Origin of the sequence: Bacillus sp. CH140a_4T, assembly GCF_008923725.1 — a bacterium.
In the GTDB taxonomy this organism is placed as follows: domain Bacteria; phylum Bacillota; class Bacilli; order Bacillales; family Bacillaceae_G; genus Bacillus_A.
Window position 1 is genome coordinate 290,232 of the sequence record NZ_WBPF01000005.1, and the last position, 13,905, is coordinate 304,136.

Consider the following 13,905-nt stretch of genomic DNA (forward strand, 5'->3'; position numbering starts at 1 on the left):
TACAAAACCTCTTTTCATTTCGCCTTTACTGCTTTTTCTACGAAAGAATTATCTACAACTTTATCTGTCTTGATTTCTTTCTTTATAGAACCGAGTTTATATTGAAAATCCGCTGTCTTTTGCTGTTCCTCTATTATTTCTTTCGTTACTGGAACTAAAATTGGTTTGTCATGATTAAACACTTCTTTTACAATGTCAGCATCTATTTTCTTTGCAGAAGTATATATTTTTATTGCTTCATCAATGTTTGACTCTTGCCATACACGTGCTTTTTCATAAACTTCAAGGAATTTCTCAACTAATTCTGGATGTTCTTTCGCAAACTTTGTTCTCGCAATTAAAAATTCCGGAGAAGATACATTTAATATTTCACCATCTACAATAACCTTCGCTCCTTTATTTAACGTATGTAATGAAATGAAAGGATCCCAAATGGCCCATGCATCTACTGATCCTGATTCAAATGCAGGCTGCGCTTCATCTGGTTGCAATTGAATGACGTTTACATCTTTCGCATTGATACCTTCTTTTTCTAATGCTCGATACAATAAATTAAATGCGCTACTTCCTTTTGCTACTGCGATTTTTTTACCTTTTAAATCTTTTACACTCGTAATTTTGCTATCTTTTTGTACAAGAATGCCTGTTCCTTTTCTCGCATAACTTGTATTAGCAATTTCGGTAAATTCAATACCAGCTGCTTGCGCTGAAATAACCGGGGAGTTTCCAACTTCGCCAAAGTCTAATCGATTTGATGCGATCGCTTCAAAATAGGGAGGTCCGCTTTGAAACTCTGTCCATTTCACTTTAACTCCTTCTTTTTTAAACTCCTCTTCAAACCATCCTTTTTTCTGTGCTAATAATAGCGGGCTTAACCCTTGCTGTATACCAATTTGAATTGTTACATCTTCTTTCTTGCTACTTGCTGTGTTTTTTTCACACCCTAATAAAAATATAGATATAGCTAATGCAAAAGAAAGAACTTTACCTTTTTTATACATATATAATCCATCCTCTTCCTATATACTCGTTTGAATCAGTCCCCCGTGTTCAAACTGCTGTAATACTTTCGTACGAATTTCTTGGAATAATTCCGAAGTTTTACTACGTGGATAAGGTAAATTATTTTCAATCACTTTATGTATTTTTCCAGGCTTTGCACTCATGATAACAATTCGGTTTGAAAGATATATCGCTTCGTCTATATCATGAGTAACAAATATCATTGTCGTTTTCTTCTGTTCCCAAATATTTAAAAGCACTTCTTGCAAATGACTTCTAGTAAAAGCATCAAGTGCCCCGAATGGTTCATCAAGTAGTAATACATTCGGATCTCTTAATAAAGCTCTCGCAATCGCAACACGTTGCGACATACCACCTGAAATTTCTTTCGGATAAGATGTTTCAAAACCGTCTAATCGAACGATTTCAACCCATTCCGTTACCTTATCTTTTACATACTTATCTTTTAGTGACAAATCTGCAGCGATATTTTCTTCAACTGTTAACCACGGAAATAAGCGATGTTCTTGAAAAATAAAACCTTGTTTCTTACTTGGTTTTACGATTTTCTCCCCATCGATGATAACTTCACCTTCAAATTCGTTATCTAATCCCGCAACAATTTTCAAAAGTGTACTTTTCCCGCAACCACTCGGTCCGATTACAGTGACAAAATCGCCTCTCTCTAATTGGAAATTAATATCTTCTAACACTTGAACCCTACCAGTTTGTTTCGAAAAATATTTTGATACCCCATCAATTGAAACAGTCACTTCTTCCCCTCCTTGAAATGATTCATTTAAATGAATAGATACAACATTTGTACAATAAAAAAACCAAAGGCATTTCATCTTGTAATGAAATGCCTTTGGTTTCTCCAATCAGCTATACGTTATAGAATTAACTACATACTATACAAATATTTCCGATAAGTCAACTAGGTTTTAATGAACATTATTTATTTTTAAAAATAGTAGCAGTTTCTGAAATAATATTTGGAAGCGATTCTTGAATTGTATTTTTGACTGTATGAAGAGCTTTTTCTACATATCCGTCTTCAAATTGTTCTAACGACTCGGGTAATTCATCCTCATCCAAAATAAAAAATTCTCCACTTGGAAGTACCATAATATCAACGATTAAATCTTCGAAAGACACCATTTGGTCCGTTATATATGTATGCTTTACAATATTAAAATAAGAACCTAGATAACCTCCATCATGATCTCTCCAAACGTATAAATTATATGGACGATTCCTCCAATAATTTGCAACTGTATAACTTCCTTTCGGGATCGTTAACTTCGTATCGTTTGCTGCCATTGTAAAAGAGTACTGTACTTCATGGTATAAAACAATTTTATCTGGCTGCGTTTCTATTAATAAACAAGCATGATCTACAGTTGTAGCATCATAGCGAATTTTTCTTTCAATAACTTCAATTCCTGACGTACGTAAGTAACTCATTTTTAAAATTTCCCCTTTAATCTTAGTTCTTTCATTATATCCCTTTATATTTCCACTAAAAAAGCGTTTAGTCAATTCATTCATTGTTTTTAAGTTAAAATTTATATGATCGCATTTTCTACTCCACAAAAAAGCCCCTTCTAAGTTAGAAGGAACTCTATTTGTATTATTATTTTATAACCCATGATTTGTAAGCCTTCACTTCTAAACGAAACTTAGATTCTTTTAACCACTCCACAGCACTACATACAAGAGGAGATGAATTATCTTCAGTAATACTTTCTATTGGAATCCATCTAGCTCCTAATGAATCTTGCTCTTCAAATTGTTCCGGTACTTTGAATTCACCTTCGCACCTTTCTACAAATTAAAAAACTGCGATATGATGAACATGTGTGTACTCCTTGAATTTTGATGGAAATTGAAAATCAACTGTACCTATTTGTTTTACTACCTTCACTTTCAGCCCCGTCTCTTCTTTAATCTCTCTATGAAGTCCAGCTAGTAATGATTCCTCATCTTCTAAACTACCACCAGGTAAATCATACCGATTTCTATACGGACCTTTAATTTTATCAATTACTAATAAGTTATTGTTTTCGATACAAATGCCGTACACACCAAACGCACGATGAAAATTAGTAGCATTATTCATGCTTCAACTTCTCCATAACCGCATCATAAAACTTTCGCTTCTCATCAACATTTAAATGAACACGACTTACAGTTTTAGAAAATCCATATAACAATTGCGCCTTTACTGGCCCATTTAGTGTTATTTCAAATGTTGGAGGTTCCTTTATAAATTCCATCACAGTTGCGTCAAGAACCTCTTTCTCTTCTTCTTTCTTTAAAGGTTCGCCTTTATAAAACGTAATATTATCAATTTGAATATAGGGTATAACAATTTTCTTTCCTAATCCAATTTGAATAATTACTTTTTCTTCCGCAACAATAATTGGATTTTTTCGCATTGCTTGTATTTCAGCTAAAAAATAAAACATTGCATACACGTTTAAAATAAGTAAAATCCATGCTATTACTGGATTCCATTGATGAAGCAAATAATGAAAACCGATACTTTCTATTAAGGTTGCATGAATGATCATGATATATACACCTATTGCACCAGTCTTTTTGTGATATGAGTATACAGATTCACCTTCTGGTATTTTTACACGCCATGATAAAAATGCATAATAGATTAACTTACATTCTGTTACAATGATATTTACTAATTTATTTCTATTCATAGTCGCATCAAACGCTGCATCAATTGCATAAGAAAATGAAGAATACTCTCTTTTATATTCTTTATATTTTTTTATTATGTTAGGAAGCTTTTTAACAATTTTATATAGAAGGAATAACTCTACGCATACAAAAGCAATTTCTCCCGCAACTATAATATAAGAAACGTATGAAAAATCTTGTAAATAGTCACTTGGAATAATAAATCTTGCAAATATATAACCAGCTATTACGACAGGTAATATATACGTTAATGAGTATCTTTTTCGAATAATAAAGAAATACGTAATAACCGGAATTGCAAATATACAATCTAACAAAGAACCAAGTACAACTTCTTTCGGAGCAACTGGTACAATTGGAAGAGCATACAATAAATAGTTGGATAATAAGATTAAAAATACGAGTCCAATCCAAATACCTTTTCGCCTTCGCGATAGTGTGGCATTCATACGTTCACTCCCCTATTTAATAACCTTATTTAAATGATCTTTATAAAATGTAATGGCACGTTCAAATTCTTTAACTTCGTCTATTTTTATAACCGTTTCAAGTAATAATTTCATCGCGGATTCATGATCGTTTACGTTATATTTTGCTAATGACAAAAATACTTTCATCACATCATTATCCGGAAACTGCTGCAAACCCGTTTCTAAAACTTTAATTGCTTTGTCATATTCACCTATACAACGATATGTACTTCCAAGACCGATATATGCATCGCAAAGTGACTCACCCTCAAGACCGTTTGCAATCGCCTGTTCATAATATGGCACAGCCTCTGTTTCAAGTCCCATTACATCATGTATCCAGGCGCATTGAAAAAGCACTTCTGCATCCCGCGTAAAGTTTGTTAGCCCAATAAGTATCTCTTTGGACTGTACATATTTCTTCTCATTTCTTAGTTTAATAGCTTGCTTTAATAAATGTTCCATAGAATCCACCCCTCACCAATTATTCTATGTATCCATCTCGAATGGTTAACGTTCGTGTAAAAGTAAAATCCCCTTAAATTAAAGCTTCGCTTACCTATATATACTATGCGGATTCACTCTTATCCAAATACTTAAAATTATAAAGTAGTAATACGATTACATAGCACTTCTAACCTTTTGACAATTTCTTTTGCTGTTTCATCTTTACCATTACATAACTTCCTATTACCGTCTTCTCCAATTACGTGGTGTTCCGCCCCGCGCGAATATAAAGAATGTGGTGAATTTGCAATCATTACACTCGCTTTAGCTTCTTTCATTCTATTTTTCGCTCTTTCAAACAGTTCTTCTTCATTTACATCACTTTCAAGTTTAAATCCAACGAGTACGGTTTCTAGATCCCACTCTTTTATTTGTTTTAATACTTTTGGCGCCTTTTGAAAATGAATGATTGGCGCTATATCACTTGAAATTTTTCCATTCATATCAAGAACATTCCCATCTTGATCATAAATTTTATCTACAATCCAATCGGATCCAGCCGCTGCCATAATGACCGCATCGACTTTTTCATGTGTAATGATACTTTTCATTTTATCCTGCAAATCAACAATTCCTTCAAACGGGTGTAATTCCAACTGATTATTTATATCTTTTGGTTTCTCAGCAAAATAACCGTGTAAATATATAACATGTGCTCCTTTACTTATAAGCTCTTCGGCGATTATTCTACCAATTGTTCCTTTTGCCATATTCGTATGACCACGCACTTGGTCCCATTTTTCTAAACAACCACCACTCGTAATTAATACCTTTTTTCCCTTCATTATAACCATCCCTTACTGATTTTTCTTAAGAAACCATTCTGTTCCAAAGTCAACGATATCCCGTTGCTTCATAAGACGGCACGTTGCATTTCCTATTTTTCCATTTGTTACAGTTCCTTTTCGCTCAAACTCTACACCGATTTCTACAAACTTATCAGAATCGTAATCCATATCAACAAACTCTTTCCATACTCTTTCACCATTTTCTAAAATAGGTGCGCCTACTTTTAATAACTCACATGCACCAGTACGTACTTCAGATAAATGTACAGACGTATTGGAATCATATCCAACACCAATTAATAATATGTACCCGTCTAAATCATATATTTTTCTTAATGGAGACTCCTCTCCTAAACTCATTGATAGTGACTGATTCATCGTTATTTCTTCTGCATGCTTTCCCCATGCAGCAAAACTTCCTAATGGATGGTTACTGCGCACTACATTCGGATATGTACGAAAACATTCAACTACTTTTCCCATTGCCCTTGTTGGTGTAATATGTGGCTCAAATGCCGGGACGTTATCCCTGATAATTTGCCACCATTCTTCAGGTACAGGTGGCCTTGACCAATGTTTCGGATCAGATAAATCCGAAGATTGTGTTGGCATAATAATTGTTCCCTCTTCCGTAATAACTTTCATTAACGCCTCTACTACCGCAACTGCTCCGCCAGATACCCAGCCAATAGAACTTAGCGAAGAATGCACAATAACCGTCATTCCTTTTTCTAATCCTAATTTTCTTAAATCATTTGTAATTGTTTTGATTGTATTTGGCAATGGTGTACTTGCCACTATGTCATTCATTTTCACAATTGTTCCCCCATTTGTATTAAACTACTACATACATATATTATCATATTTTTCTTAATTTTTAACTTAATCGTTTTTATGAACATAAAAAATGGTAATCCACTCACATAGAGCTTAGTTATATGTTACATCACAAGAAAAAAATCACTATATATAAACGAAAGAACCCATCAAAAATGATGGGCTCTTTGTTTCATTTATCCTTCAATTGTAACCCCTGTAAACATCGATAAGTTTCCCGTTATTTTCTCACCTACACGTAAAAATATCCCAGCAGCTCTCCCGCTAATGCAGTGTGAACCAATTAATAGTTTTCCAGTATACGGACCATCCCATGTGTCAATTGTGTAGTCAGGCATTTCTATGTATCGCTGATATATTTTCCGCTGTTCAAAGTAATAGGCTGTTTTGTCTTCTGCTAAAAGCTCATCATTTTCGTATATAGATACCCCTCCGCCTTCACGGCCATATAAAGGTTTAGAAACATATGATTCATTTCTTTCTATAAATGGTTTATTTGTAAAATAGGTTGGTAAGAAGTAGTTCTGAATGATTTCTCGCTCCTCTTTTTCAAAGAAAACTTCCTCTTCGAATAGTTGCCAAATTAATGCGAGTACACTTTTATTTTGCATAAGATAGGCAGCCGGTGGATTTATGATTTTCACTCTTCCTTGCGCTATATGATTTAAAAACTGGAGACCAATTCTTTTCCCTTTTTTATCAACATCTGAAACTAAATATTCAATCGGATATAGTCTATATAAATAATAAATTCGTTCACCATTTGGCGTATATATACCATCATCTGCAACAACGATATCTTGTATACCTATATAATCCGTTGATTGATCTAAACAATAGTTTCTTATAAATTGAACTGTTTGATGGTCTTCATCGTGCCAATCATAACTAGTAAAATATATTGTCTCTATAGGACTTATATTATAGTCATGTTTAATTTGTTCCCACGCCTGCACAATATGCTCTTCTATATGATTTGGGTGATTTACATTATGATAACGACATAACACTTCATTTGCGACAGACGGCTCTAAATAACCAGTTGGTGTGTCACAATTTACTTCTATTAACTTTATATCTTCACCATTTACGATAAAGTCAAACCTTGTAAAAAATGAAAACAAACCAGTATGTTTCATTCTCGTAATTTCCCACGTTTCAGCTGGAAATCCTAGTTTTTGAAAATCTTCTGTCGTATTTACAATATATTGATACGTTCTATATAACACATACATAATTTCTTCTGTCGCTTTTGAAATAGCAGTATAAGTCTTTGCTGGCATACGATACATACCCGTTGCCATATATTGATTCCATTCTTCATCTTCTAATAGACTCGGCCATGTAAAACCATTCCGACCAGCCTCTTCCGCAAGTGAAAACCATACTTTCATATACTCTTTCTGCTCTTGTTCTGTATACATGATCCTATTATCCTTTCGTATTATGATCCCGCTGGCGCTTTTGCATTCCCAATTCCACTGGAGCCAGAATTCACTTTCGGCGTTTGTGTCGTAGATGATTTCGGCGTATTCGTATCTGGCGTCACTTTATTAGAGGAATTTGGCTGTTGTTTATTTAAATCAACTTTATTGGAAGAATTATTGTTGTTACTGTTAGTTCCGCCGTAGTATCCTCCACCACCGCTGCCACCAGTTCTACTTTGGTCTTTTTCACGATATGGAATAATATTATTTGCATACGGTTTCTTCATTACATTGGGTTTTGCTGTATAATTCATATTTGAAGTTCTGCTTGCTAATAAATATCCTGCTACGAATGGAAGTATCGGTAAATGTGAGTTTTCATGATATGATGAAAACGATGGATTAATTTCCTTGCATAACTTATCAAGTTCTACATTTTCATTGGTAGGAATTTTATCATCACAATTTAAAGCTTCTTGTTCATTCCCTTGCTTTGCATCATCCGTTTTAACAGCTGTACTTTCTTTCTGTACAGTCTCTTCTTCATAATCACCACACCCAGTTAATAAAAATGATGATACTCCTATTGAAGCAGCCACTTTTATAAATTTACTTTTATCCATTCTCATGTGTTATACACCTAATTTCTTTTATCTATATTTTTCCAGATAACTTTATTATATAATGTATATGTTAATTTTTTCAAACTAAACTCTATATGCACATTTGCATATTTTATTCCCAGAATAAAAACGAACTATCATTAGATTATAATTTTATATATAGAATATAAAAAATTGAAAGACACCCTAATATCGGGGTCGTCTTTCAATTTTTTTATTTTTATATACTAAACGTCTCAATAAAATCTCTAATGGTCCATTCAGATTGTTTTTTTCCATTATTGCAGCTAATAGGACAGACAATATCCAAATACTTATTGCTATCAATGCAGCAAGAGCGTTACTTACATGCCCTCCTAAATCAAATGCTACAGGTGATAATAGTATAACAAGCAGTGCCTCATTCAAAACAAAAAATGTTAATGAGCGCTTTCCCAGAGCAATTAATGAAAGGCTAAAGTACCCTGGATTTTTTAATCTACTCCCTATTATTCCGAAACCCGTTGCATATGCTAATCCTCCAGCAATTCCAGTTAAAATATGGATTCCATTTATCATTCCAGCTATAAATACACTTGGATACCATATAGTACCTATAAAAGATAGAGGCAAAGCACCTATTAAGGAAATTGCTAATCCTATAATTGTTATAAAATATAATTTTTTCAAATGTTGCTCTGGTTTTATTAATAACTGATATCTAGCAATCCACAAACCAAGAATTACAGAAGGAAGAATCGGGAACATAAAATGAATGAGAACAGGTATAGCAGGAAAGAAAAGTAATCGTAACATTGTAGTACTTAGATACGTGTCTTTTGCTGAAACATCTGGTGAAAAACCGTAATCGCCTATTGCTTGCATATTAAATCCCCATATTATTGGAATAAAAATGATATACAATATAGTGATAATCATAAATGTTCGAATTAATGTTTTCATTTTACACTTTAATAGTGGACTAACAAGAAGCCCAGCTAAACCATAGGCCATTAGAATATCTTGCCCTCCAATTAAGACCGCTAACACAATCCCAAACAGTATTAAATACCAAGAGCGTTTTCTTACTATTTTTACAGCATGATTTTCATTTTTCCCTTTTGATATTTGCCCTTCAAATGCTAGAACCAAACCGTAGCCTAATAATACGGCAAACATTGCTCTTGCACGATTATCAATTATGAATATACCAAAAAGGTTTACAATTTGATCGAAGAAGCTACCGCTTTCCACCCTATGCATAATTCCAGGATCCGCAGCATATAAATAAAGCGGTGCATGAGCAAGTACGATTAACAGTAACATAGTGCCTCTTGCTAAATCTAAAGAGACCGCACGCTTCTTCTCAATTGTTTCATTATTTATTAATTTACTCATATTTTACTTCCTTCCTTATAATAAACTGAATATCCTGGCTTTTCTTTTGCATTTTTGTCAAAAACTAATAGCTAGTTGCTATTAAAATTAGAACAGATAAAGTGAAACTTTAATCAGTGGAGGTTTTGTTCATCCCTCACTGATTATTAGCCCGTACCAATCGAGCATTTATGGGCTGCAGGGCTGCCATCTAACTTCCTTACTCCAGCTGTTTTGAGGTGAGCGTTTTATTGCCCGTAAATAGCACGGGAAAAATAAAAAACGAACTATTTCTTCAAATCCTATTCCGGATATTATATTCTAAGATTAATTCAATATGTTTTATTTTTAAAATACAAATGAAACCTTTCAATCCCCGGATATTTTTCTCCTAAACTTTTAACCTGAAAACCAATTTTTTTATAAAATCCTACTGCCTCTTTGTCTGTCTCTGCTTCTACATAAGTCAATTGATGTATTCTTAATACTTCCTTTATCATTTGCAACGCAATTCCTTTATGACGATATTGTGGAGCGACTGCTATGTGACATATTCTCGCTTTATTTGCTCCAATTATTTCAATACCTATGCAAGCCTTTTCTTCATATCTGTACAAAGTCCCTTTATTACTTCGATAATATAAAACTACTTTCTTTAAGCTAGTTTCACTTGGCCCGACTGCATACTGTAGCACATTTAATATTGGATTTTTCTCAATTTCTTCCACGCGTTGCAAATTCATTTTATCATTCCTTTCAATGAAAAAATTAGCTCTTAATATAAAGAGCTAATCTCATTACGCCGTTATTTTTTCTTCTTTCTTCACAACGATCGCTACATAACTATGTAGTATCATTCCAATAATAACGAGGCTCATACCAATCCAAGATAAAGATGACGGAATTGGCGCTGATAGCAAGATGAGCTCTCCTACTAACGCAAATAAAACTTCACCGGATTGTGTTGCTTCTACTGTTGCTAGTTTTTGTGGATCATCTTTTACAAGATCTGTCGCAAAGAAGAATAATACTGTCGCGATTAAACCAGAACTAACTGCTACAATAAAACATTGGAAAACTTGGTTACTTGAAGGTAAACCGCCTGTTGATACTTCATAACCAGATAATAAAAACCAAAATGGTAAGCTTGCTAACGTCATACCAAGAACTCGCTGGAATACATCTAATTCCCCTTTACAAACTTGCATCATCTTTCGGTTTCCAAGAGGATAAGCAAACGCTGCAATAAATACTGGAACTACACATAAAATGGTTTCACGAATTCCTAATGAAGAAGCATGTTCTACTTGCATAAGTACAACACCACATAAAATAATACCCGACATAACTAATTCCTTCATTGGAAGTTTTTTATGTAATGGATCTACTGCAAAAAATGGTGTTAACAAAATACCTGCGACGATCGTAATTTGCCATGTTGATGCAACGAGCCAACCAGGCCCAAAAGCTCCGGCAAAACTAAGTGGTGCATAGAAGAGGCCAAATCCAACGATACTCCACACTAACCATTCTTTCGGATTATTTTTCATATATTGAAAGAGTTGCTTTAAGTTACCTCTATACATGACAATAAGTAACAGCATCGGAACCATAAAGTAGTACCGTAATGATGCACTCCAAATCCAGCTCCCACCTTCTAAGTCCATCGCCCGGTTTAAAACGAAGGTAAAGGCAAAGAAAAATGATGCCAATATCCCTACTACAATAGCTTTCATTATAAAACCCCTTATAATAGTTTTTTTATTACATAACTCTCAATTTATTCGGATGCAAAATTTTTTAACAGCATATTAACTTATAAAAATAATAGTATTTTCATTTATTATACAATATATTAAAATAAAATCAGAAGGAATCGCTACATCATTCGTTCCATAGATTCCGCTAATCGAGATCTGTATACATTTTATATCTGCTATATGCATAATTGTTGGTGCATATCGTACAGATGAAGAGTTTTGGCTTAAGAAATAAATTAGTTATTTGGATGTAATTATATTGAAAACATATAAAACATATAAAATTTCCATAGTATTCACCTTATTGATGTTAGCTGCAGGACTTTCTTTTCTATTCATTTGTATTTTAGCTTTAATAGATGAATTTTTCTTCCTTGGTATTCTAATCTTAATCATCCCAGGCATTTTTATATACTATGGTTTTTATCTTTTGAAAAAAAGAAGAGAGAATACCGGGTTTTATTGGGATGATGAAGGTATTATAATTGATTTAGATGGGAATAAAGTTTATTGGTATGAGATAGAAGATATTGTATATAGCGGTTTCCCAGACACAAAAGCGACTGTCATTTCCACTCACTATACTCATCACGAAAATATAAGAATACGCCATAAAAAATGGCAGCCTACAATTGCGCATATAATTTACTGGTATTTAATGGCGCAACCAAAAGACTACCATAAAAATTTGATGTTAACTTGGGAAGAAAAGAAAAAAAGCCAATTTAAAATGAACTCCCCCTAATCTATTAATTACGGGGAGTTTCTCACGCTTACATTTAGATTATATGTAGTTGATATTCTTTGTACAATTTTCTCAACCGACTAATATGAGCTTGATGGTACCGATTATGATCAGCAATATGCCATATCCCCCACCTTATAGTCGCATTTTCTCCCTTTTCGTAAAAAACTTCTCGTGTTAAATCAGCTTCTGTTAGTTTCATACATTCCTCATAAAACATTTGTTGCACAGCTTCATAATCTTGCATTAATTGTTGCAACTTCTGTTTTCTTAAACTTGGCAGTTCTCCTACTTCATTTAACATAGGTCCATATATATTTTCAAGTGCCAGTGGAACTACTTCTCCTTTTAAGCGGTACACCCAGTGTAAATCGACAACTGCTAAATGTTGAAGTAGTTGCCCAATGTTATTTTCATTATTTTCCGAACTTTCAAAAGACAGTTCTTTCTCATCAATACCTTCTACTAACTTTTGCAATCGTTTAAATGTATCAGTAACCGTCGCATACAAAATCGCAACTTGCGGGTTCATATTTTTTTCTAAATGGAGGTCTTTCATACTAAACTCCCTTTCTTAAAAGAACAACACCATATATTCATCGTCACTATATACACCGTTCATTTTTAAAGCTCTTTCTTCGATTCCATACGTTTTAAAGCCCATTGATTCATACAATTTTTTTGCTGGTTCGTTTGTGGATACAACACCTAATGTCAATTGTTCCAAGTTTATTTCTCTTGCTTTTTCAATTGCCTTACGTATTAGTTCACGTGCAAGGCCACTTCTTCGATTACTTGCATCTACATACATCGCAACGATATGACCTTTATGCTTATACGCCTCTTTTTCTTCTGTTAGTAAAGTAACAACTCCAACTAATTGATGATCCTCATTAAAAGCACCGAGTGTACAACTAGTAGTAGCTGTTAAATTACTTTCCACTCGCTTAATAGGATTTTCCTGAAGAGTCGCCTCTTCATAAGTTGTTACAAATGCCTCCGGATTTACTTGTAATGCTTGTAAACGTAAGTCCCAATATTGTTTCGCGTCTTCTTTCGTAAGTAATCGGATCATATTTCTCCAGCCCCTTTAAGTTAACATAATATTTTTATAAGCTACCATTTAAAAATTCGTATTCTTCTTTTAACATACTATAACGATAACGATGAATGAATTTCCCTTGACGTAATCGATCATTTCTCATTAGTCCTTCACAAACAAAACTAGCCTTTTCATAACTCTTTCTAGCTTGAAAGTTATCTTCATCTACACGTAGCCAAACTTTTTCTAATTCAAATTCAAAGAATGCTAGATGTAACATACTGTATAGGGCCGCTATTCCATACCCTTTACTCCAGTATTCTTTATTACCAATCGCGATTCCTAGTTCTGCATTTTTATTTGTTTTATCAAAGTTTTTAAGATCTACCCATCCAATATGTATGCCATTCTCTGCAGTGATAGCTCTTTGTTCATAACCATTTTTTTCGATTGATACATGCTTCAATCCATTTTTTCGTATCCTCACGAGTGAATGGTGGATATTGATCTGGTACCACTAAGTGTTTTGTTACTTCTTTATCTAATGACCATTGATATCTATCTTCTACATCATCTAATGTCATTTCTCTTAATTGAACGAATGGTACATTCATTGCGCTATCCCCT

Annotated in this window: 15 protein-coding genes and 2 pseudogenes; 1 reads left to right on the forward strand and 16 read right to left on the reverse strand. The window is 33.7% G+C overall.

From position 1 onward, the window contains the following. Positions 1–14: 14 nt before the first annotated feature. The 13 genes and pseudogenes from F8162_RS02545 to F8162_RS02605 form a co-directional block, all read right to left on the reverse strand. Positions 15–1,001, reverse strand: a complete 987-nt coding sequence (locus F8162_RS02545) for an aliphatic sulfonate ABC transporter substrate-binding protein (RefSeq protein ID WP_151635175.1) — start codon at positions 999–1,001, stop codon at positions 15–17. 18 nt (positions 1,002–1,019) lie between these two features. Then, positions 1,020–1,775, reverse strand: a complete 756-nt coding sequence (locus tag F8162_RS02550; protein WP_151635173.1) for an ABC transporter ATP-binding protein — start codon at positions 1,773–1,775, stop codon at positions 1,020–1,022. Positions 1,776–1,956: 181 nt separating this feature from the next. Beyond that, positions 1,957–2,469, reverse strand: coding sequence for a DUF402 domain-containing protein (locus F8162_RS02555; protein WP_151635171.1), 513 nt, complete (start codon positions 2,467–2,469; stop codon positions 1,957–1,959). Positions 2,470–2,638: 169 nt separating this feature from the next. Further along, positions 2,639–3,124 (reverse strand): annotated as a pseudogene (locus F8162_RS02560) (NUDIX hydrolase). Beyond that, a complete protein-coding gene (locus F8162_RS02565) occupies positions 3,117–4,172 on the reverse strand; it encodes a hypothetical protein (RefSeq protein ID WP_151635169.1) in 1,056 nt (351 codons plus the stop codon). The pseudogene F8162_RS02560 and the gene F8162_RS02565 overlap by 8 nt, the downstream one beginning before the upstream one ends. Before the next feature lie 12 nt (positions 4,173–4,184). Beyond that, positions 4,185–4,658, reverse strand: a complete 474-nt coding sequence (locus tag F8162_RS02570) for a tetratricopeptide repeat protein (RefSeq protein WP_151635167.1) — start codon at positions 4,656–4,658, stop codon at positions 4,185–4,187. Between the two features lie 137 nt (positions 4,659–4,795). Continuing rightward, complete coding sequence (locus tag F8162_RS02575) at positions 4,796–5,485, reverse strand: phosphopantothenoylcysteine decarboxylase (protein ID WP_151635165.1); 690 nt, start codon at positions 5,483–5,485, stop codon at positions 4,796–4,798. Positions 5,486–5,497: 12 nt separating this feature from the next. Then, the gene (gene aacC / locus F8162_RS02580; protein ID WP_151635406.1) at positions 5,498–6,298 is read right to left on the reverse strand and encodes a BA2930 family N-acetyltransferase; all 801 of its coding nucleotides are present in this window, start codon (positions 6,296–6,298) and stop codon (positions 5,498–5,500) included. Positions 6,299–6,501: 203 nt separating this feature from the next. Continuing rightward, complete coding sequence (locus F8162_RS02585; protein WP_151635164.1) at positions 6,502–7,749, reverse strand: glutathionylspermidine synthase family protein; 1,248 nt, start codon at positions 7,747–7,749, stop codon at positions 6,502–6,504. A gap of 20 nt (positions 7,750–7,769) precedes the next feature. Next, entirely contained in the window at positions 7,770–8,381 is a 612-nt protein-coding gene (locus F8162_RS02590; RefSeq protein ID WP_151635162.1) for a hypothetical protein, read from the reverse strand. Positions 8,382–8,561: 180 nt separating this feature from the next. Beyond that, positions 8,562–9,752: a DUF418 domain-containing protein gene (locus tag F8162_RS02595; protein ID WP_151635160.1), complete on the reverse strand. Its 1,191-nt coding sequence runs from the start codon at positions 9,750–9,752 to the stop codon at positions 8,562–8,564. 311 nt (positions 9,753–10,063) lie between these two features. Beyond that, the gene (locus F8162_RS02600; protein ID WP_151635158.1) at positions 10,064–10,474 is read right to left on the reverse strand and encodes a GNAT family N-acetyltransferase; all 411 of its coding nucleotides are present in this window, start codon (positions 10,472–10,474) and stop codon (positions 10,064–10,066) included. A gap of 54 nt (positions 10,475–10,528) precedes the next feature. Next, positions 10,529–11,467: a multidrug resistance efflux transporter family protein gene (locus F8162_RS02605; RefSeq protein ID WP_151635156.1), complete on the reverse strand. Its 939-nt coding sequence runs from the start codon at positions 11,465–11,467 to the stop codon at positions 10,529–10,531. A 283-nt stretch (positions 11,468–11,750) separates the two neighbouring features. Here F8162_RS02605 and F8162_RS02610 point away from each other — a divergent pair, with 283 nt between their 5' ends. Further along, positions 11,751–12,236, forward strand: coding sequence for a hypothetical protein (locus F8162_RS02610; RefSeq protein WP_225990136.1), 486 nt, complete (start codon positions 11,751–11,753; stop codon positions 12,234–12,236). A gap of 34 nt (positions 12,237–12,270) precedes the next feature. Here the strand turns inward: F8162_RS02610 and F8162_RS02615 are convergent, their stop codons facing one another. From F8162_RS02615 to F8162_RS02625, 3 genes and pseudogenes are all read right to left on the reverse strand, one after another. After that, positions 12,271–12,795: a DinB family protein gene (locus tag F8162_RS02615; protein ID WP_151635152.1), complete on the reverse strand. Its 525-nt coding sequence runs from the start codon at positions 12,793–12,795 to the stop codon at positions 12,271–12,273. A gap of 15 nt (positions 12,796–12,810) precedes the next feature. Next, positions 12,811–13,311 carry a GNAT family N-acetyltransferase gene (locus tag F8162_RS02620; RefSeq protein WP_151635150.1) on the reverse strand — a complete coding sequence of 167 codons (501 nt, stop codon included), beginning with the start codon at positions 13,309–13,311 and terminating at the stop codon, positions 12,811–12,813. A 34-nt stretch (positions 13,312–13,345) separates the two neighbouring features. Further along, positions 13,346–13,892 (reverse strand): annotated as a pseudogene (locus F8162_RS02625) (GNAT family N-acetyltransferase). Positions 13,893–13,905: the final 13 nt, after the last annotated feature.